The sequence below is a fragment of the Microcoleus sp. AT9b-C3 genome (assembly GCF_036705485.1).
In the GTDB taxonomy this organism is placed as follows: Bacteria; Cyanobacteriota; Cyanobacteriia; order Cyanobacteriales; family Microcoleaceae; genus Microcoleus.
The window spans coordinates 47,077-68,637 of record NZ_JAUBUR010000023.1 but is presented as its reverse complement, the minus strand read 5'-3'; the positions used below and the strand labels follow the sequence as shown (position 1 = coordinate 68,637).

Sequence of the window (21,561 nt, the reverse complement as noted above, 5' to 3'; positions counted from 1 at the left end):
ATCGTCGGGTCTCAAATCCAGTCAACAGCCAACAATCTAATTCATCTGCGTTAATCTGTATTAATCTGCCATCATCTGCGGTAAAAAAAAGAGAATTTGTGAACCGCAGATGACAAGGGATTGACGCAGATTAACGCAGATGAAAAAAGCAAAAGCACTAAGTTTCTGCAAACGCCGATCGCCCTTTAATCCAATCGAGTAAAATAGGATTGACCAATTCCGGCGCTTCATCTTGGGGACAATGGCCCACTCCCTCCAAAGGAATAAACTTTTCAACAGCCGGAAACTTTGCCAATTCTCTGCCCAATGCGATCGGCTCCCAAGGGTCATCTGTCCCCCACAAAATCAAAGCCGGACAGCTTAAACGCGGCAACAAATCCTCCGGTAGCGGGCCTTGAGAATAACTGATAAATGCTACAAATACTTCGACGGCGCCGCTGTCTTTAGCAGGTTCCAGCAGCATATTTACCAGTTCGTCGCTGACAGCTTCAGGACGGCGATAAGCTTGCAAAAGCACTTTTTTTACTGTTTTTGGCGTTGCTAATTGTTTAAAAAATAATTGACTTATCCACTTGACATTTAAAACTTTTTGTGCAATTGGCGCTCCAAAACTGCGATACCAAGGCAATTCGGCGCGTTTGCGATCGTGCAGCAACCGCAGGGAACAATTGAGTAAAATTACACCCGAAGCAATATCGGGAAAATCCACAGCGGCTTGCATAATTGCCACGCAGCCGATCGAATTTCCAACCAAAAAAGCCGGCCCGCCCGCAACTTCCCGACAAAAATCAGCAATTAGCTGTCCCCAAGTTTCAAAAGTATAGTCAATCTCAAGTTTGGGCGCGGGTTTAGCAGAACCGCCAAAACCGATGAGGTCGATCGCAAAACAGCGACAATCAGCCGCCAGCGCCGGCAAATTCTTGCGCCAGTGGCCCCAAGACGCACCAAAACCGTGGACAAACACCACCGCAGGCCCCTGGGAACCCGCAGCCTGGTAGCAAATCGGAAAGCCTTTCCACAGCCAAGTTTGAGGTGCAACAGCAGTTGACGAAGTGGGAGTAGAAAATGTCATGGGATTTTAGATTTTAGATTTTAGATTTTAGATTTTAGATTTTAGATTTGGGAATTGGGAATGGGGCATCTGGCATTAGTAATTCTACTTTCCTCTCAACTGGCAACTCTTCCACAGGCGAGGGGGCAAGTTGCTTTCCTGCTTTCGGAGTCAACCCTTCGACAAGCAAGCAGGAAAGCTGCTTTCGGAGTCAACTGTCAACTGTCAACTGCCAACTGTCAACTGTCAACTCTCAACTGTCAACTGACTACTTTGCAGTTAGAGCCGATATTATGTCACGATTAAACCTGCTGACTTCTTTGCTGTATTAAAATTTCCCTTATGCCAACGATCGTTTCCACTGCTGTCGTACCGTTTCTGGGGTCAGAAATCGTACCAGACTACGACACCGCCAAAGTAGTTATCTTACCAATTCCCTACGAAGCTACCACCACTTACCGCCGGGGGTGCGAAAACGGGCCGGCGAAACTTCTAGAAGCTTCTCATCAACTCGAGTGCTACGACGAAGAATTGGATTCCGAAGTTTGCTACGATGTCGGAATTTATACACAAGAGCCGATCGCCGATACCCGCAACAGGCAACCGGTTTCATCCTCAGAAATGCTGCAAGTCACCCAAGCCGCAGTCCACCAGCTAGTTACCGAAAATAAATTTGTCATCTCCCTCGGAGGCGAACACAGCATCACTGCCGGCGTTGTCGAAGGTTATCGCCAAGCATACCCGGATGAACCTTTCACAGTCGTGCAAATCGACGCCCACGGCGACTTGCGCCACGAATACGAAGGCTCGATTCACAACCACGCCTGCGTGATGCGCCGTATTGTAGATATGGGCTTACCGACACTGCAAATCGGGATTCGGGCTATCTGCAAAGAAGAAGCAGACTTGATTAAAGCAAAACAGCTAAACGTGATTCGAGCTCGCGAAATCGCTACTCAACCGGATTGGGCAGATCGGGCAATTGCCAGCATAACAACTAAGCGAGTATTTTTGACGATCGACTTAGACGGCATCGATCCGACTTTAATTCCAGGGGTGGGAACACCCGAACCGGGCGGGTTAAATTGGTATTCCCTCACCGCATTTTTGCGCCGCGTCTTCGAGTCCTACGAAGTAATCGGGTGTGACATTATGGAATTAGCACCTATTGTAGATTCTGTAGTCTCAGAATTTACCGCTGCCAAATTAGCATACAAACTTATTGGATACCAAGCTCTGGCTCAAGGTTGGCTAAAGCCAGACGAGGAATAAATCCCCAAGTACGAATCACAATAGGCTGTTGGCAAGGCTAGAATTAAGCTAAAGCTAAACAACAGCCAATTTTATTCGTGCTGACAGTTTCATCTTTCATGCTGGCAAATCCTGCTCTTCACCTCCTGAAAACATGAGTTTACTAATGGATACAACGGGTACTCCCATTAACGGCTACGCTCCCGATTTTGAACTGCCGGGAGTGGACGAAGAAGTTCACCATTTAGCTCGATATTTAGAAAAATTTCGGGCGATCGCGGTGATATTTATGTGCAATCATTGCCCTTACGTGCAGTTGTATCTCAATCGCATGAAAGAACTTCAAGCAGATTTTCAAGATCGAGATGTTACTTTAATCGGGATTAACGCTAATGATGCAAACCAGTATCCCGACGACAGTTTTGAGAACATGAAAATTTTTGCGGCCAACAATCAACTCAACTTCCCGTACATCCGAGATGTTGCTCAAGATGTAGCTGAAAGTTTTGGGGCTTCTAAAACCCCGGAGGTTTTTTTGTTAGACCAAGACGGCAGATTGCGCTATAAAGGTTTAATTGACGACAACGCTGACGATCCGGCGGCGGTACAGGTTTCTTATCTGCGGAGTGCGATCGACCAATTGCTCAACAGCCAACCCGTTGAGCCTTCAACTACAGAGGCGATAGGCTGTTCTATCAAATGGCGATCGTAGTCATTAGTCATTAGTTGAAAGGTGCGTCTGTTGTGAGATTGTTGGTTTATATCGAAAATAATGGTAACTGACGCATCCTACTTCATTATGATAGGGTGCGTCAGGTTTTACATTCTCAATTTACACGAAAAGTCTAGTTCTAATGCACCATTGATCGAAAGCTGCTGTCAGCTAGATTTCTCGATCTCCCTATAAAAAATTAGAACATAGCCCTATGAAAAAAAAACGCATCCTTAACTTAATTGTAGTAGCCGTCGTGGCAATGACACTACTAATTACTTGGAACTTGTTTCAAAGCGTTCCTCCAGTCATAGCACAGCAGCAAACATCTTTAACAGTATCCGCCGCTATCAGCCTTTCACAAGCTTTACAAGAACTCAAAACAGTTTATCAAAGCAGCAATCCCAAAGTTACTATTACTTATAATTTCGGTGCTTCCGGCGCCCTCGCACAGCAAATTCAGCAAGGAGCACCGGTAGATGTATTTTTCAGCGCCGCTACCAAACAAATGAACGATGTGCAGCAATCTAACCTATTAATTAACGACACGCGCCGCAATTTGCTAACAAATCGCCTGGTTTTGATTACTCCCAAAAACGGTGTTGCTTTGAGCGATTTTAAACAGTTGGCAGATGCCAGAATCAAGAAAATTGCGATCGGCGAACCGAAAAGCGTACCTGTCGGACAATACGCTCAGGAAATGCTAAATAAACTTGGATTGTGGCGACAAATACAGCCTAAATTAGTGTTAGGAAATAACGTCCGCCAAGTGCTGACATACGTCGAAAGCGGTAACGTTGATGCTGGTATAGTTTATGCCACTGACGCCACAGCCTCCGACAAAGTAACTGTGCGGCTAACGGCTGCAGAAAATTTGCATTCGCCCATTGTTTATCCGCTGGCAGTTATTAGAAATAGCCGCAATCCGGCTGCTGCGAAAGCGTTTGTTGACTTTTTGGCGGGCGATCGAGCTAAAATAGTATTTCAGAAATACGGATTTGGCATAGTTCGATAATTAGTCTCATACAACCAGATTTTGTAGATACTGTCTTGATCTGTCAAGGGGTAGCCAGCAAATAAGTTGGATCGAAAGGCTTTTGGGACTTTAAAATACCAAAAGCCAAATGCACCAACTTTCTCATCAAAGCACCAATCACCTGCATTTTGACCTTGCCACGACCCAATAATCGCTCAGTCATGGCTTTGAGCAAAGGATTACAACGCATCGCCACCACCGCAGGCATATACAATGCCTTTCGCAATCGGACATTTCCCGTACAAGACAAACGAGTTTTGCCATGCACAGAAGTTCCTGAACTACGCTCACAGGGAGTCAAACCTGCATAAGCTGCGAGTTGACGAGCATTTTTGTAATCTTCAATCCGACCAACTTCAGCTAACAATACAGCGGCAGTTTGTTCTCCAATTGCTGGAATCGAAGTCAATAGCTCGCGCTGCTGTTTTAAATGTGGATGTTGGTCAAAATGCTCGCTAATCATTTTTTTGATTTCTGCTTGTTGTTCTTTGATGTATTCCAAATGAGCTCTGGTAAGTTTAGCTACGGAAACTGTAGCTGTTTCTAAACGATTCTCTTCCTGTTGATACATTTGGGTCAAAGATTCTAGTCGTCGCAGTAAAGCTTGTAATTCCTTGACTTCAAACGGGGCTGGCTTCCAGAATGACGGTTTAATCGCTGCACAAAAACGAGCAATTAATGCTGCATCTACAGAGTCGGTTTTAGTACGCAAAAGTTCGCTTTTAGCAAACCCTTTAATCCGAGCCGGATTAACCACACTCACCTGGTAGCCTGCTTCATACAGAAATTCAGCTAGGGCATCGACCTAATTGCTCGTGGCTTCCATACAAGCATGAAGTTCTTCGACACCTTGTTTTTTGAGCCACTGATTTAAGCTCTCAAACCCTTCGGTATTATTCGTGAACTTTTTGGGTTTTGAGCCACGTTCTTCTTTCAGGAAAAAAACATGAAAGTCTTTTTTACTGATATCTATGCCTAAAAATGTCGGTGTCATTGTTTGCTCCCTGCTCTCTGTTTGTACGAAAGAACATGACAGGCAATTTAACTAACCTTATAACTGGAGTTTAGACTAAACAATGGTCGCAGCTAAAAGTAGCTGCCTTTCACTAGAAGGCAAGCTGTTACTCAACAACTCAAGAGGTAGAAGATTAAACAGCTAATTTTGAAGATTTTTTGCGTCGAGAAACCCGTTTTTTAACAGTGGGATAGTACGGTGCTTTAGTACGTGGCTTTCCTTTTTCCCAACCCGGGGATTTTCCCCTATGTTTAGGCAGTTGAGCCGGAGTACCAATGTCAACTAAAATCGACAACATTGATTGGGCAACACGTCCAGGAGTTAAATTGATACTAGCAGATTGCTCTCGTCAGTCGATTCTCGACCACTAAGTCCCTAGCCAGCCAGAGTTGCCAACTCATCAACGGCATTAAATCGCTCCACCGCTCTGATTGTTCGGGAGTTCTTAAGTTAGGTAATGTCCAATGTAATCGTTGCGAATGCAAATCTATACCAATGATCCACTCCAAAACGTCGTAAATACTTAAACCAAACAGTTTCGCTTGGGTAGAGTGCGCTCTCCGACCCAAGCCAACCACAAGGGTGGAAACGGCTGACCGCTTGACATGAGATTCATTCTTTCCACAAGGATTAAATTGACTCTCTGTCCTGCTGCACGATAAAAATGTAAGTCAAGCCATTGCTTAACTCGGACTTGTCCCAACTGCGGATGTTCGTCAATTTCAATTCCCTGTATCCACTTCGAGCCATGTGGTTGGGTCGGAGAGCCTCATTTTCTGACCGTGCTTGCGTGGTCTGCCGCGACCACTATATGTTGGTGGTGCTGACCACAAACAGGCATTCTTTCGGACTCTCATTAAACAATCAGCTTCAATATCTGCTTGAGCTAGTACCCAACTTGCATTGCCATATTCTCGGTCTAAAACTGCTAATACTGGATTGACGCTCTGTTGGCAGACCAGCTTCAGTTGTGTTGCCGCTTTTTGTATGGGGGATTCTGCACTGCTAATCCGTTCGTGCAGCAACGGTAGTGCCCAACTTCCTTCTGCTTCGGGTATCCACGCAATTGTGCTGTATCCTTGTCCAATAATTACGCCTAAGATGATATTCATGGGTTCTGTCTTTTAATGTTTTAGCATCTGGTCTCCCCCATGCGGTAGGGTCGATTGCTACTAACATATGTTCCATTGCAGGTGCTTCCTGCTCTAATTGCTTGATATACAACTCCATTAGTTTTCTCCGGTCTGGCCTACTGTCTTGTAAGGCTTCGTATATGCTTGACCATTGACGACTGTTGGGACGGACTGAGCGAAAATTCCGCTAAACATGACGCATCAAGCGTGGTCATCACTGCATCTATCAGCTCGAATGTTGCATCCTTCGCTCGCACCAATAACTCGTATGCTGCTTGACGAAAGTCCTTTAATCGTTCACTGTTCATTTAGGGAGTGGATGGGTTTTATTTTTCACCCTCATTCTCTCCTTAACGGTGGCTCAAGTTTTTCTTTTGCCACCGTTCTCTCTTTTTTAGTCTAAACTCCAGTTATAAATGCAGGCTGTCCCGTGAAAACGAGCGCCTAAGATACTGTCCAGCTTTTTATATGCGCCTGTCATCAGTAATGTCCGCTTATCTACGCAACAGACTTGTAATAGTCACTCGGGGCGGGCCAACTTCACCAATTTCTGATGTCCGATCACAACACTTTTTACTGTCATGTGTACCTATAGGCAAGAAACTTTAATGGTTTCTTTATCTTTACTCGTGTTACGATTCAATTACAACCGTGTCTGCGGTTCGATTACAACCGTGTCTGCGGTTCTATAGCCTGCGGTCTCCGGTTCAATCGCCTGACTCTTTTAAGATACAAGGGGCGGGTTCACCCACAATATTTGCCAATAATTGACAAACTAAATAAACCCGCCCCACCCCAACCAGCAATCAAAATGCACATTTTCCGCATTAAATAAACATCAAGGTTGATGTAGGTTGTTTGTTGTGGCGGGCGGGTTTATATAGGTTGTTTGTGGGAATTAAATATTATTGGTGAACCCGCCCCTACAAGATTTTACGAATCAATCTTTAATCGGCCGCATTGTCGGGAACATCACTGCATCGCGGATGCTTTGAGTATTAGTTAAAAGCATCACCAATCTGTCTACACCGATGCCCATTCCCGCACAATTAGGCATTCCCAAAGATAAAGCTTGAATAAAGTCTTCATCCATTGGATGCGCTTCGTCATCGCCCGCATTTTTCTGCGCTAACTGTTCCTCAAACCGCTTTCTTTGCTCTTTCGGATCGTTCAATTCTGAGAATCCGTTCGAGTATTCTGTACCGTTGATAAACAGCTCGAAACGTTCTACAAATCCCGGCTTGCTGCGATGTCCTTTTGCTAAGGGACTGACTTCAACAGGGTAGTCGATGATGAATGTAGGTTGAATTAGTTTGGGAACAACTAATTTGTCAAAAACTGCATACAGCACGTAGCCTAGACTCTGTTGTTCTAACTTAGACAGGTGCAATTCTAGTTTGGTTGCAGAGGATCTCGCACTTTCCAAGTCCAAACTGTCAAAATCCAGCCCAAACTCGTCTCTGACAGCTTCTACCATCGTTTTCACTTGCCAGTGTTTGCCGCTGAAACCGGGATATTTTTCGCTGTAGTCGAACTTGCGTTCTAAACTAATCGTTTCCCCCTGATTTTCAATTTCTTTGACATCCCCAAATACCGCCGCCGCTGCGAAGCATATCACGTCTTCGACAACTGTTAAAATGTCGAAAACATCGGCATAAGCTTGGTAAACTTCTAAAGAGGTAAACTCTGGATTGTGGGTGCTGTCAATTCCCTCATTTCTAAATGCTTTCCCTAGTTCAAATACTCGCTCGAAACCGCCGCAAATTGCTCTTTTTAAGAATAATTCTGGAGCCACTCGCAAATACAAATCTACCTCTAAAGCATTATGGTGAGTGATGAAGGGCTTAGCAGCAGCACCGCCATAAATAGCTTGCAGTGTTGGCGTTTCTATTTCGTAAAAATTTGCTTGCCACAGATAGGAACGGATGCTTTGAACGATGCGGCTGCGAAGCATAAAACGGTTGAGCGCATCTTGGTTGCTTGCCAAATCCATTTCGCGGTGACGGCGGCAAACTTCGGGATCGTTAATTCCATAATAAGAATCGGGAAATTGAATGGTAGCTTTTGATAATAGCTTTAATTCCCTCACTAAAATAGAAAGTTCTCCCCTGGGGGTGCGGCAGCCGATACCTTCGACGCCGACAAAATCGCCGACATCGAGCAATTTTTTAATTTGTTCAAAGCTCAAACCGACTTCGCCGGTGACGATTGCTTTCTCGATTTTGAGTTGAATTTTGTCTGTGGCGTCTTTTAAATCGATGAAACCAATTTTGCCGCTGTCTCGCTTGGAAGTGATGCGGCCAGCTAATCGCAGGGAAATTTCTTCGGGGTCAGTTTCTCCGTTTTGGAGTTCTTTTCCCGGCTGACTAAATATTTCGCGAACAAGCTTGGCTGTGTGCGATCGCGCGTAGGATTCACTGGGATACGGTTCTATGCCTTGCGATCGCAGTTCGTCTACTTTTTGACTGCGGACTTCGGCTTCACTCAGAGTCATTAGTTATTGCCTGATTAAAATTACAAATATCTGACATTTTGCACTATTCTGGCGATCGTGCGATCGGGTGGGCTAGAAGAGCCCAACCCCTACTCGCCACAAGAAAATTCACTCTTTGTGGAACAGGCAAGATGCCTGTTCGTGACAAAGCTGCAAGATGTCAGAAACACCAAACTCTATCATAACTGGGCGGCTTTGAGAGCCAATTTGCCAAATAATTAAGTTACACCCTATCGTAACCCGATCGCACAGAGTCGCACTCGCCCCAGAAATATCTCCGATAACAATTTACGATCGACTGCACAAAGCGACCGAAACATTAAAAAATTAAGTTGTCTGTCGATCGCAACTGGTGAGATGATATGTAGTGCAGCCTCACGGCAGTTCCACAGAAACTGAACAGCAGAAACGCGAGCGATCGAACTCGGCTCATCGCACCTCTGTCAGAATCGACCACACACACTCTCTCTTAACATATAAAAACCAGAATTATGGCTGTTGCAACCCAATCACTCGAAGAACTCTGCATCAACTCTATCCGCTTTTTGGCCATCGATGCGGTAGAAAAAGCAAAATCAGGACACCCGGGACTGCCGATGGGCGCTGCCCCTATGGCCTTTGTGCTGTGGGATCGGTTCATGCGGTTCAACCCCAAAAACCCCAAGTGGTTTAATCGCGATCGCTTCGTCCTCTCAGCCGGCCACGGCTGTATGCTACAGTACGCCCTCATGTATTTGACCGGCTACGATAGCGTCACCCTCGACGACATCAAACAATTTCGTCAGTGGGAATCCAAAACCCCCGGACACCCCGAAAACTTCGTCACCGAAGGCGTAGAAGTTACCACCGGCCCCCTCGGACAAGGAATTGCTAATGCCGTCGGTTTGGCAATGGCAGAAGCTCACCTCGCTGCTAAGTTTAACAAGCCCGACCACAAAATTGTTGACCACTACACCTATGTCATCATGGGTGACGGCTGCCACATGGAAGGCATTTCTGGCGAAGCTTGTTCTTTGGCCGGACACCTCGGACTCGGCAAATTAATTGCCTTGTACGATGACAATCACATTTCTATTGAAGGCGACACAAGCTTGGCCTTTACTGAAGATGTCGGCAAGCGTTTTGAAGCTTACAATTGGCACGTTATTACAGTAGACAATACCGCTCTAGATGAAGATACTAACCTAGAAGCTGTTCACAAAGCTATTGAAGAAGCCAAAAAAGTCACGGACAAACCGTCCATGATTAAAGTCCGCACCATCATTGGTTACGGTTCTCCTAACAAGCGCAATTCTTACAGTTCTCACGGTGCTGCTTTGGGTACCGATGAAGTGAAAGCAACTCGCGATTTCTTGAAGTGGGAACACGCACCGTTTGAGATTCCTGATGATGCTTTGTCACACTTCCGTAAAGCAGTCGATCGCGGTGCTCAAGCTGAGCAAGAATGGCAGAAAGCTTTTGATGCTTACAAAGCAGCATATCCTGCAGAAGCTGCAGAATATGAGCGCACGGTTGCCGGCAAACTTCCTGAAGGTTGGGATAAAGTTTTGCCGACATACAAGGCAGAAGATAAGGCCGATTCGACTCGGAATCATTCTGGAAAATGTTTGAATGCTTTGGCAAGTGTGTTACCTGAACTGATCGGCGGCTCCGCAGACTTGGCATCTTCTAACATGACTTTGCTCAAGGGTGAAAAAGACTTCCAAAAAGGTCAGTACGAAGGACGTAACCTGCGCTTTGGTGTGCGGGAACACGGCATGGGTGCGATCGCCAACGGTATGCTTCTGCACGGCGGTTTAATTCCTTACTGCGCTACTTTCTTGGTATTTGCTGACTATATGCGGGGAGCAATTCGCCTCTCTGCACTCTCGGAAGCTGGAGTTATTTATGTAATGACTCACGACTCCGTAGCCTTGGGCGAAGACGGCCCGACTCACCAACCGGTAGAAACCATCGCTTCTCTGCGCGTAATTCCCGATTTGTTGGTAATGCGCCCTGCGGATGGTAATGAAACATCCGGCGCTTACAAAGTGGCCGTTGAAAGCCGCACTCGCCCAACTTTAATGGCTTTGTCTCGTCAAAACCTGCCCAACTTGGCTGGAAGCTCGATCGAAGGAACAGCCAAAGGCGCTTACATTTTGTCCGACGACGGCGGCACTCCCGACATCATTTTAATCGGCACCGGCGGCGAAACCTACCTCTGCGTTGATGCCGCTGAAAAATTGCGCGCCGCAGGCAATAAAGTGCGCGTAGTTTCGATGCCTTGCTGGGAATTGTTCGACTTACAAGATGCCGCTTACCGGGAATCTGTACTGCCGAAAGCTGTTACTAAGCGGTTGGCAGTTGAAGCCGGTTCTAGCTTCGGCTGGGGACGTTATTTGGGTTCTGAAGGCGATAGCCTCAGCATCGACAGATTTGGCGCTTCTGCACCAGGCCCCGTTGCTTTAGAAAAGTTTGGCTACACAGTTGATAATGTGGTAGCTAAGGCTCAGGCGCTGTTGGGCTAATAGCAGCAGCATAATTTTTGGTGGGGCGGGCTTCGAGCTCGCCCCATTTTTTATAGAAGGAGGAAGAAGTTTGGCAACGGATTCGCTTTCTTCGGATGTAACAGATGTAACAGATTGATGGAAGAAGGCTTTAGTTATCCAGGAGAGAAGCCTTTAGTTATCTAGAAGATAAGGAAGAAGGAAGGAAAAGCTAAAATCTAAAATCTAAAATCTAAAATCGGAATATTGGGTTTCACTTCGTTCTACCCAACCTAGAGCTCGCTACAGCTCGCGAATCATTGAGAATTGCTATATTAAGAGTTACGGAAGAAAAACCAGTTTCTACGACAATATTCGATTTGGCAACGAGGCATCTAACCAGAAACCGGGTTTTTAGCCCCCGGTGCGTTCAAGACTGTATCTTTCAAAAATTTGAGATAGGTTATAAGTCATTGGGTTAAATTACCAATTACCAATTCCCCCTTACCAATTACCAATTACCCATTACCAATTCTCGATTACCCATTCCATTTATGATGATTTGGAAATTTTTAAATCACCTGTTATTCATCGGGAATTATATTCCTCAAGGCTACTGTTACCTTTGGCAACGAGAGCTAGTCGCGCTCCACATAGTGTCAGACTCTATAATTGCCCTGGCCTACTATTCAATACCGCTATCCCTAATTTATTTTATCGGTCAGCGCAAAGACTTGCCCTTCCGTAACATCTTTTGGCTGTTTGCAGCCTTTATTATCTCCTGCGGAACTACTCATATAATGGAAGTTTGGACGCTTTGGCATCCTGTTTATTGGGTTTCTGGCTGTCTGAAAGTTATTACCGCCGCGATTTCTGCTTACAGCGCTTTTGCATTAATTCCTTTACTTCCTCAAGCATTAACTCTCCTCAGCCCAACTCAATTAGGGATGATCGATCTAATACTGCAAAAAGAAATAATTGAACGCCGAGAAACGGAAGCTCGCTATCAAACTTTAACTGAAGCTTCGCCGGTAGGAATATTTTATGCAGATGCTGGAGGGGACTGCTTGTATGTCAACGAGCGCTGGTGTCAAATTTCGGGAATTACCTGCGATGAAGCTTTGGGCAAAGGGTGGTTGCAAGGCATTCATCCAGACGACCGCGATCGGGTTTTTGCTGAATGGTATAGCGCAGCGCAGGAGAAATTGCCTTTTAAATCTGAGTACCGCTTTCAAGGCATTAATTACACTCAAATTAGTTGGGTATTCGGTCAATCTGTCGGTCAAATAGGAGAAAATGGGGAGGTTAAAAGTTATGTGTGTACTATTACTGATATTACCGAACGCAAGCAGGTAGAAGATGAAAATCGACGGCTCAATGAAACTCTGGAGCATCGAGTTGCTGAGCGGACTGCTCAAATCGAAATTTCTAACCACCAATTGCAAAAAGAAATAGCTTACCGCGAAAAAATTGCTCTCACTTTGTTGGAATTGACGCAACTGCAAAATGCAATTCTTAATAGCGCTAACTACACAATTATTTCTACCGATCCCGACGGTACAATTAAAACATTTAATAGGGCGGCCGAGAAACTTTTAGGTTATTCGCAAGAAGAAGTGGTGGGGAAAGTCACGGTAGCAATAATTCACGATCCTTTGGATGTCGCTAAAAGAGCTGAAGTTCTTTCTCAAGAATTGGGAGTGAAAATAGAGCCGGGAATGGAAGTATTTTTTGCCTTGCCGCGCCGGGAAATCGCTGACGAAAATGAATGGACTTACATTCGCAAAGATGGTTCGCGCTTTCCGGTACTGCTTTCGGTGACTGCCTTATTTGATAGTAACGGAAATATTAACGGTTTTTTGGGTATCGGTCAGGATATTAGCGATCGCAAACAAGCGGAAAAAGAGCTGCGTGACCTAACCAGTGCCATGCAAAATGCGGTGGAAGGCATTTCACGGCTGGATATTGAGGGGCGTTACGTGAAGGTTAACCGAGCTTACGCTCATAAATGCGGTTACGAACCGGAACAAATGCTTGGCATGGAATGGCAGCTCACCGTACATCCAGGCGATGTTGAGATGATGCTCTCAGCTTATCAGGAAATGCTAATTTCTGGCAAAGTAGAAGTTGAAGCTAGAGGAGTCCGAAAAAATCGCTCGTTTTTTTATAAGCAATTAACGATGGTAAAAGCTTGCGACGCCCAAGGGATATTTAACGGTCACCACTGTTTTATGAAAGATATCACTGAGCGGAAGCTAACTGAAACTGCTTTGCTAGAAAGCGAATTCAAGTACAGGCAAATAGTTGAATTAGCAGAAGAAGGTATTTGGGTAATTGACAGGAATAGCCTCACGAATTACGTAAACCACGCAATGGCGCGAATGCTAGGTTATAGTGAATTAGAAATGTTCGGGCGGTCGCTTTTTGATTTCATGGACGAACGGGACAAACCACAAGCTATTGAAAATATCGAGCGGCGCAAGCAAGGTATTGGTGAACAACACGAATTTAAATTCAAAACCAAGGACGGCAAAGATATTTGGACTGATATGTCTACCAGTCCTGTCATGGACTCCCAGGGGAATTTGCTGTCTTGTTGCGCCTTGGTTTACAACATTACCAGCCGCAAAGAAGCAGAGCAGCAACTGCTGCAACTGACAGAAGATTTGAAGCGTTCCAACGAGGAATTAGAACAATTTGCTTATGTGGCTTCCCACGATTTGCAAGAACCGCTCCGAGCCGTTACCAGTTACACTCAATTGCTGGCCCAGCGCTATCAAGGAAATTTGGACGATCGCGCAGATAAGTATATTCATTATATTGTCGATGGCGCCACCAGAATGCAGCAGTTAATTAACGATTTGTTGGCGTATTCGCGCCTGGGAACGAGGGGGCAGGAGTTTGATCGGGCGGACTGCAACGCTGTGGTTAAGCAAACTATGTGCAATTTGCAAATTGCGATCGCCGAAACAAAAGCTGTAATCACCTGCGACGCGATGCCAACCGTGATGGCGGATGAATTTCAACTGGTGCAATTATTCCAAAATTTGCTCGCCAACAGCATCAAATTTTGTCGCCAAGATATCCCGTTGATTCATATCGCTGCCCGCAGGCAAGAGAGCGAATGGCTGTTCAGTGTGCGCGATAACGGCATTGGCATCGATCCGCAGTATGCCGATCGCATTTTTATCATTTTTGCGCGCCTGCACGGACGCCGCCAATATTCCGGTACTGGTATAGGTTTGGCGATGTGCAAGCGCATTGTTGAACGCCACGGCGGGCGCATTTGGGTGGAATCTCAGGAGGGAAAAGGAGCAACTTTTTACTTTACTATTCCTATAATTAGTACCTAAAGCCTCAAAGTTCAATTTTGTTTTTATACTTTCAAGGATACGCCTGTTATGAGCGATCGAAGCACTGTTAGACCTATAGAGATTCTGCTGATTGAGGATTCTCCCAGCGATGCCGATTTGGCAATAGAAGTCCTCAGTCAGGGTAAAATATTGAATAACTTGCATTTTGTGGAGGATGGAGTCGAAGCAATCAAGTTTTTGCGCCGAAAAGAACCCTATCTCAGGGTACCTCGTCCCGATTTGATTTTGCTCGATTTGCATCTGCCGAAAAAAAGCGGTATTGAAGTGCTAGAAGAAATTAAAAGTGACCCAAAGTTAAAATTAATTCCTGTAGTGATTCTCAGCACTTCAGCAGCTCCCGAAGATATTTTTCAATCATACTCCCTCCACGCCAACTGTTACATAACAAAACCAGTAGACTTCGTAGAATTTACTAAAGTAGTCAGGTTAATTGAGGAATTCTGGCTGGCAGTCGTCAAACTTCCTCTAAATTAAACGAACAGATGCTTTGCTTATGAACGCTATAAAAGTTTTCAACCTATGGAAATTAGGCTGGTGGATGATACGCTCAGTGATGCTGCATAAACTTTATAAAAGCTGGCGACAAGCCAATTTTTAACACTTTGCAAATAGTATAAAATATGGTAAAAGCAATAATTTTATTGAATAAAGCAGGCTTTTCGGTTCGCCTTCTCGGTCTAATTTAATTATGCTTAACGTGATTTGACCTAAAAAAACGGTTGGGAATATTTATATAAATTAACTCAGCACTCAAGTTAAAAATGATGCCGGTGGTAATTATGACAAGCGAATTTATTGATGGTATCCGCCACGTGATTTATCCGTGGAATCAATCCAAAATCGAAAATCGAAAATCCTCAAGCCCCCAAATTTATCCGTGGGGTCGCCTCCAAAATCGAAAATCGAAAATCGAAAATCGAATGACAACCTCAGCAGCCGATGAAGAGATGGTCAAGTTTTATGCCCTGTCAGCCCGCTGCTACATCACTAAGCTTATCGATTTTAGTCAAGTCGCTAAGCTGGTGAGATGGATTAAGGATTGGTGGCTGGTGGTGGTGACAGTTCCCAAATAATAATTTTCAAGTTGAAAATGGCAAGGGAAAGCAAAAAAGTTTAACCTAAGATTGGTAGAGTAAAATTTTTACAGTCAAAAACGTCTAAGCTATGTGGATTAAAATTCTGTTAGTAGAAGACAATCCGGCTGATGCTGATTTACTTGCAGAACTGTTAGAAGTATCTGTGGGCGTCGAGTGGGAACTGGTGTCTGTTGAGTTCTTGCATGAGGCGATCGCACAACTGGGTAAACAACCCTTTGATGTAGTTTTGCTCGACCTTTCTTTGCCGGACAGTCGCGGTTTGGAAACGCTAACTCGCCTGCGAGAAGTTGCGCCGGATACGGCAATGGTGGTAATGACGGGCTTGGATGATGAGGCGATCGCCCTCGAATCAGTTCGCTTGGGAGCTCAAGACTATATTGTTAAAGGTCAAATTACTACTCAATTATTAGTGCGGACGATCCGCTATGCGATCGAACGTTCTCAAACATTTCAAATGCTGCGGGAAAGCGAGCGCCGCTTTCGGGCGATTTTTGACTCTTCGTTTCAGCTAACCAAGCTGCTGACTCCCGAAGGAATTGTGCTGGAAGTGAACGAGACAGCCCTCGATTTTGCCGGATTGCGATCGGACGGTATTGTGGGCCGCCCGATTTGGGAAATGGCGATTTGGGCCCAGTCGCCACAGGTTTCCGAACAATTGCAGTGCGCGATCGGCAAAGCAAGTCGCGGCGAGTTTGTCCGCAGCGAAATCGACTTGTTAGGCAAAAGTGGCCAAATTATGACTGTTGATTTCTCACTGAAACCTGTTAAAAATGAAACAGGACAAGTTTTGCTGCTGATTGCCGAAGCCCGTGACATTAGCGATCGCAAACGAGCAGAAGCGGAAATTCTCAAAGCCCTCGCACGAGAAAAGGAACTTTCACAACTGCGAGCTAAATTTGTCACAATGGTTTCCCACGAGTTCCGCACACCTTTGACAACCATCCAATTTTCCGCTGGATTGCTGCAAGATTACAGTTCTCAGTGGCCCCAAGATAAAAAATCTACTCATTTTGTGCGGATTCAATTAGCAATTAAACGCATGACAGAGTTATTAGAAGATATCCTCGTAATTGGCAAAATCGAAGCCAATACCTTGCAGTTTCAACCGGTTTCCTTAAACCTCGAAAAATTTTGCCGTCAACTGGTAGAAGAGCAGCAGCTCAACGACAGCAACCAACACCCGATCGCCTTTCAATACGAAGGCGACAACTGCGAGGCTCAAATGGATGAAAAACTGCTGCAGCAAATCTTGGGAAATGTCCTCTCAAATGCCATCAAATATTCCCCCGCCGGCAGTACAGTTTCCTTGCATCTCAACTGTCAAAACAAAGAAGCTGTTTTCCAAGTTCAAGACCAGGGCATCGGCATTCCCCAAGCCGATCGAGAGCGGATATTAGAAACTTTTTACCGAGCTCCAAATGTCGGCACTATTTCGGGAACAGGTCTCGGTTTAGCAATTGTGAAGAGGGCTGTGGAACTTCACGGCGGCCAACTCGCGATCGACAGTCAAGAAGGAAAAGGTACAACTTTCACTATTACCTTGCCTCTGATTTGCCCTCCCAGTCAATAACAACTGAATTATCAACTATACATATCCGCTACTTAACGATTAATTAAGCGCCTAACAAATAAACTTATCAAGTGTCTGAACCCAGAATTTTCCAACAAACTACTAACTAAAAGGAGCTATCACCGTGGCTAAGATTTTGGTAATAGAAGACGAAGAAGCGATTAGAGAGAATATTTTAGAGTTGCTGGAAGCCGAGAATTTTGAAGGAATAGGAGCAATTAACGGCAAAGTCGGCATCAAATTGGCGATCGAAAAAATCCCAGATTTAATTTTGTGCGACATGATGATGCCCGAAGTAGACGGTCACGGCGTCATCAAAGCTTTGCGCTCCGAACCCTTGACTGCCACAATTCCGTTTATTTTCCTCACAGCCAAAGCCGATAAAGTTGACGTTCGCATGGGCATGGAACTGGGGGCTGACGATTACATTACTAAGCCGTGTACGCCGCAAGAACTGCTAAATGCCATTGCTATTAGACTTGAAAAACAAAAAACAATTAGCCGACAATCTCAAAAGACGCTAGACGAATTACGCACTAATATTAGTATGTCGCTGCCCCACGAATTGCGGACTCCTTTGAATGCAATTTTGGGTTTTTCTGAACTCATTCTGTCAGAATATAAGGTATTAGAGGAATCAGATATCTTAGAGATGATCGGTCAAATCCAAACTTCCGGTCATCGCTTGTATCGACTGATTCAGAACTTTTTGCTGTATGCGGAACTGGAGATAGCAGCCACAAATCCCGAACTGCTAAAGGAGATGCGAAACAGCGAATTTAGCTGTGTAAAATCTTTGCTGAGTCAAAAAGCGCGGCAGCAAGCAAAACACGCGAATAGAACCGACGATTTACAATTAAACTTGCAAGATTCGTCGGTAGCTATTGATTCTGTCAGACTCGCAAAAATTGTGGAAGAACTGTTGGACAATGCCTTCAAATTTTCTTTAGAAGGAACGCCAGTTTTATTAAGCACTTTAGTGAAAGATAAGACTTTTATTCTGTCTGTCAAAGACCAAGGCCGCGGCATGACTACCGATCAGATTGCACAGCTAGAAGCTTACAGGCAGTTCGATCGCAAACTTTATCAACAAGCAGGTTTGGGATTGGGCCTGGCTATTGTTCAACGCCTTGTAGAATTGCACGGAGGAGAATTTAAAATAGAAAGTTTGCCGCAGCAAGAAACCATAGTTTGCGTTTCCCTGCCTGTCTAAACAATGATTATAGCAGTTTCCCAAAAGAATAAAACTGTAGCCACACTCCCAACCCTTATGGCATAACTCATTCCCAGTTCTCAAATCTCAACTGTCAAATGGTATTATGCAGGAGCGATCGCTCCTTTCAGACACCGCTGCAGATAAATTTGAGCTACCTTATCATTAGGGTTGATTTCCAAGCAGGCCGAAAACCATCTTATAGCTTCGCCACACTTGTCACTATTGTAGAGTACCAAAGCTTGCTCAAAGATTGTCTTTGTCTCTAACTTTTTCTGTCGTAACTCTGGCGGATCTGCCGCAAATACTTCATAAAGTGTTACCATTCGCGATTTGCCTTTAACTGCTACGCGATCTATCAACCTCAAATCATAAAACTCGTTTAACTGTATAAAAGTATTGTGAGTAATTAACATCGAAACCTCATACTCTTTCGTCAAAGTTTCCACGCGGGAGGCTAAGTTTACCGCATCGCTAATCACCGTGCTGTCCATCCGACTTTGGCCACCCACCGTGCCTAACATCAAAGAACCCGTATTGATGCCTATGCCAATTTGCAGCGGCGGGCAATCGGCCTGATTACGACTAATATTATACTCGTTAAGCTCTTCTAGCATGGCAATTCCAGCTTTCACCGCATCGTCCGCACTGCCATCAAACAGCGCCATAATCGCATCGCCAATGTATTTATCAATAAAACCAAAATTGTCAGTAATTGCCGGTTCCATCCGCGACAAATAACCATTAATAAATTGAAAATTTTCTTCGGGATTCATCCTTTCCGAAAGAGAAGTGAAATCGCGGATATCTGAAAACAGCACCGACATTTCTTTCTGCACCTGATCGCCTAATTTGACTTCCAGAATACTTTCATATCCCAGAAAGTGGAGAAATTCGTGCGGCACAAACCGCCCGTAAGCATCTGTTAATTTTTCTTCCGCTGCTAAAGCTTTTTGTAACTCCTCTGTGAATTGGCGGCGTTCTGTTTCTACCTCTAGACGTTCCGTGATGTCTTGAAAAGCAGCTATGGCGTAAACTATGTTTTTTCGTTCGTCGTAGATTGGAGTCGCCCAAACCTCGATCGGCACAATCCGATCCGACCCATGAACTTCTAGATCGTCCATACGCACAAATTCTCCCCGCAACGCCCGAACAATCGGTTGGCTATCCCTCGGATACAATTGATTAGTTCCAGCGTCGTAAAAATGATAAGCTTCAGGAAATTGCTCAGTACCCCCATCAAAAATTAAACCTTGGGCGAGTATCCTTTCGCCCCAAGAATTCATGTAAAAAGGTTTACCCTTACCATCCACAACAAATATTCCTACTGGCATCGCTTCCAGGAATTGAGTCAATCGGCTTTCGTTTTCAGACAGTGCCTCATTTAACTTTTCTTCGGCTGCCAAAGCTTTTTCTAAATCATTAGTAAACCTGATTCGTTCTACTTCCACCTGTCTTTGCAAAGTAATATCCTTAGCAAAACCCTGATAGTAAAGCACTTCACCGTTAGCATCATAAACTGTGCGCGCATACTCAGAAATCCAGATAATGCTGCCATCTCGACAGTAAACCTGAGACTCAAACTCACACAGAGTACCGTGCTGTTTCATCAGCGCCAGAAACTCTTGACGGCGGTTCGGTTCTACGTACAATTGCTGCTGAATATCATTAATACTTTCTATCAATTCTGATGCCGAATCGTAGCCGTAAATGTCCGCAAGAGCAGGATTCGCACTGATAAATAGTCCGTCCGGCGTCGTCTGAAAAATACCTTCTAGAGCATTTTCAAATATCCCGCGATACTTCTCTTCAGCTTGAATTAGCGCCGCTTCAGCTTCCTTGCGTTCAGTTATGTCACTAAAAGCAATAATCGCATAGGAAATGTCGCCTGTAGAATCATAAATTGGAGTTGCCCAACTCTCTACAGGAATAATCTTATTAGCGGTACGGATTTCTACACCTTCAGTCCGCACATTTTCGCCCCGAAGCGCCCGCATAATTGGCAATTCTTCCACGGGGCATCTCTGATTAGTCCCGGTTTTATAGAATTGATAAATTGCTGCTTTTTGCTCTGAATTAATATGCGGCACAGTACCTTTGCCAAATACATCTCGCGCTTTCTGGTTAGCGTAGAAAGATTGCCCGTTTGCATCAAGTACGCACACGCCCAATGGCATAGCTTCTAGATATTGCGTCAAGCGACTTTCGTTTTCATGGAGTTTGGCAATCAGCATCGCCTGCTTGCGGTTTAATTTTACCAACTCCTGATTCATTTCCTGAAGTTCTCTTTGTTTTTCTGCTAATTGTTTATCTTGAAAATATCTATATATTGCCTCAGTGACAGTTAATTTTAAGTCATCACATTGCCAAGGTTTAGGTATATATCGGTACAATTTAGCATAGTTAATAGCATTTGCTACCGCATCCAAATCTGCCTGCCCCGTCAGCATGATCTTGAGACAGTTCGGCGAGATAGCATGAACGCTCCTTAATAGTTCGTCTCCTTTCATACTAGGCATGATATGATCGGAAATAATCAAAGGAACTTCATACTGTTCTGCTAAAAGTTCTGATAGCAACTCTAAAGCTTCTTCGCCACTTTGGGCCGTTTCAATTAAATATTTATCTTCAAAGGCTTTTAGCAGGTCTATTTCCAGACTATCGAGTATAGTCTGCTCATCATCCACACAAATAATGACTGGTTTTTTCATAAATTTGCTAGACCCGACTTAATCGCTTCAATTAATTCTTGATTCTGCCAAGGTTTTTCTATGAAAGCATGAAGATTAGCTTGAGTTTTTGTGCGTTCGATTGCTTCTTTGTCTGCTTGTCCTGTCAGCATCACTGTCACAATTTGCGGATATTTTTGATGTATTTTAATCAGCAACTCATCTCCTTTCATTCCGGGCATCAACCAATCAGAGACAATTACTAAAATGTTAACCTCAGCTTCACATAGTTCTTCAATAATTTCCAGGGCTTCGGCAGCACTTTCAGCAAATTCGCAAAGATATTTACCGTTAAATGCCTGTTGCAGTTCAATTTCCAGACTTTCCAACACTCCTACTTCATCGTCCACACACAAAATTGCTGATTTAGACATCGCTAGTTTCCTTCTTTAGTGGGGTGCGGTGAACCCCCATGGGCAGT

Annotated in this window: 18 protein-coding genes; 10 read left to right on the top strand and 8 right to left on the bottom strand. The window is 44.6% G+C overall.

Annotated elements, in window-relative coordinates; genetic code table 11:
- Nucleotides 1-157: 157 nt before the first annotated feature.
- Nucleotides 158-1,072 carry an alpha/beta fold hydrolase gene (locus tag QUB77_RS20205; protein WP_333179065.1) on the bottom strand — a complete coding sequence of 305 codons (915 nt, stop codon included), beginning with the start codon at nt 1,070-1,072 and terminating at the stop codon, nt 158-160.
- A gap of 60 nt (nt 1,073-1,132) precedes the next feature.
- Here QUB77_RS20205 and QUB77_RS20200 point away from each other — a divergent pair, with 60 nt between their 5' ends.
- The 4 genes from QUB77_RS20200 (at nt 1,133) to modA (ending at nt 4,029) form a co-directional block, all read left to right on the top strand.
- On the top strand, nt 1,133-1,357 hold the full coding sequence (locus QUB77_RS20200) for a hypothetical protein (RefSeq protein WP_333179062.1): 225 nt from the start codon (nt 1,133-1,135) through the stop codon (nt 1,355-1,357).
- 36 nt (nt 1,358-1,393) lie between these two features.
- Nucleotides 1,394-2,323: an agmatinase gene (gene speB / locus QUB77_RS20195; protein WP_333179059.1), complete on the top strand. Its 930-nt coding sequence runs from the start codon at nt 1,394-1,396 to the stop codon at nt 2,321-2,323.
- A gap of 133 nt (nt 2,324-2,456) precedes the next feature.
- The gene (locus tag QUB77_RS20190; protein ID WP_333179057.1) at nt 2,457-3,014 is read left to right on the top strand and encodes a thioredoxin family protein; all 558 of its coding nucleotides are present in this window, start codon (nt 2,457-2,459) and stop codon (nt 3,012-3,014) included.
- A 214-nt stretch (nt 3,015-3,228) separates the two neighbouring features.
- Nucleotides 3,229-4,029 carry a molybdate ABC transporter substrate-binding protein gene (gene modA, locus QUB77_RS20185; RefSeq protein ID WP_333179054.1) on the top strand — a complete coding sequence of 267 codons (801 nt, stop codon included), beginning with the start codon at nt 3,229-3,231 and terminating at the stop codon, nt 4,027-4,029.
- 43 nt (nt 4,030-4,072) lie between these two features.
- Here modA and QUB77_RS20180 read toward each other — a convergent pair whose 3' ends face one another.
- The 5 genes from QUB77_RS20180 to QUB77_RS20160 all read right to left on the bottom strand — a co-directional run bounded on the left by QUB77_RS20180 (nt 4,073) and on the right by QUB77_RS20160 (nt 9,149).
- Nucleotides 4,073-4,834 carry a transposase gene (locus QUB77_RS20180; RefSeq protein WP_333180941.1) on the bottom strand — a complete coding sequence of 254 codons (762 nt, stop codon included), beginning with the start codon at nt 4,832-4,834 and terminating at the stop codon, nt 4,073-4,075.
- A 21-nt stretch (nt 4,835-4,855) separates the two neighbouring features.
- Nucleotides 4,856-5,044 carry an IS110 family transposase gene (locus tag QUB77_RS20175; RefSeq protein ID WP_333180939.1) on the bottom strand — a complete coding sequence of 63 codons (189 nt, stop codon included), beginning with the start codon at nt 5,042-5,044 and terminating at the stop codon, nt 4,856-4,858.
- 743 nt (nt 5,045-5,787) lie between these two features.
- Nucleotides 5,788-6,177, bottom strand: coding sequence for a transposase (locus QUB77_RS20170; RefSeq protein ID WP_333180579.1), 390 nt, complete (start codon nt 6,175-6,177; stop codon nt 5,788-5,790).
- A 961-nt stretch (nt 6,178-7,138) separates the two neighbouring features.
- The gene (lysS, locus tag QUB77_RS20165) at nt 7,139-8,692 is read right to left on the bottom strand and encodes a lysine--tRNA ligase (RefSeq protein WP_333180580.1); all 1,554 of its coding nucleotides are present in this window, start codon (nt 8,690-8,692) and stop codon (nt 7,139-7,141) included.
- A 319-nt stretch (nt 8,693-9,011) separates the two neighbouring features.
- On the bottom strand, nt 9,012-9,149 hold the full coding sequence (locus tag QUB77_RS20160) for a hypothetical protein (protein WP_190274302.1): 138 nt from the start codon (nt 9,147-9,149) through the stop codon (nt 9,012-9,014).
- A gap of 34 nt (nt 9,150-9,183) precedes the next feature.
- Here QUB77_RS20160 and tkt point away from each other — a divergent pair, with 34 nt between their 5' ends.
- From tkt to QUB77_RS20130, 6 genes are all read left to right on the top strand, one after another.
- The gene (gene tkt, locus QUB77_RS20155) at nt 9,184-11,199 is read left to right on the top strand and encodes a transketolase (RefSeq protein ID WP_333180581.1); all 2,016 of its coding nucleotides are present in this window, start codon (nt 9,184-9,186) and stop codon (nt 11,197-11,199) included.
- A 512-nt stretch (nt 11,200-11,711) separates the two neighbouring features.
- The gene (locus tag QUB77_RS20150) at nt 11,712-14,510 is read left to right on the top strand and encodes a PAS domain-containing sensor histidine kinase (RefSeq protein WP_445251893.1); all 2,799 of its coding nucleotides are present in this window, start codon (nt 11,712-11,714) and stop codon (nt 14,508-14,510) included.
- Nucleotides 14,511-14,558: 48 nt separating this feature from the next.
- Entirely contained in the window at nt 14,559-15,005 is a 447-nt protein-coding gene (locus tag QUB77_RS20145; RefSeq protein ID WP_333180583.1) for a response regulator, read from the top strand.
- A gap of 446 nt (nt 15,006-15,451) precedes the next feature.
- Nucleotides 15,452-15,604, top strand: coding sequence for a hypothetical protein (locus tag QUB77_RS20140; RefSeq protein WP_333180584.1), 153 nt, complete (start codon nt 15,452-15,454; stop codon nt 15,602-15,604).
- Nucleotides 15,605-15,695: 91 nt separating this feature from the next.
- Nucleotides 15,696-17,198 (top strand): ATP-binding protein, encoded by a 1,503-nt coding sequence (locus QUB77_RS20135; protein ID WP_333180585.1) that lies wholly within the window; start codon nt 15,696-15,698, stop codon nt 17,196-17,198.
- Between the two features lie 124 nt (nt 17,199-17,322).
- The gene (locus QUB77_RS20130) at nt 17,323-18,411 is read left to right on the top strand and encodes a response regulator (RefSeq protein ID WP_333180586.1); all 1,089 of its coding nucleotides are present in this window, start codon (nt 17,323-17,325) and stop codon (nt 18,409-18,411) included.
- 104 nt (nt 18,412-18,515) lie between these two features.
- Here the strand turns inward: QUB77_RS20130 and QUB77_RS20125 are convergent, their stop codons facing one another.
- Both QUB77_RS20125 and QUB77_RS20120 read right to left on the bottom strand, forming a co-directional pair.
- A complete protein-coding gene (locus tag QUB77_RS20125; RefSeq protein WP_333180587.1) occupies nt 18,516-21,122 on the bottom strand; it encodes a PAS domain S-box protein in 2,607 nt (868 codons plus the stop codon).
- Nucleotides 21,119-21,514: a response regulator gene (locus QUB77_RS20120; RefSeq protein WP_333180588.1), complete on the bottom strand. Its 396-nt coding sequence runs from the start codon at nt 21,512-21,514 to the stop codon at nt 21,119-21,121. The genes QUB77_RS20125 and QUB77_RS20120 overlap by 4 nt, the downstream gene beginning before the upstream one ends.
- Between the last annotated feature and the right edge of the window lie 47 nt (nt 21,515-21,561).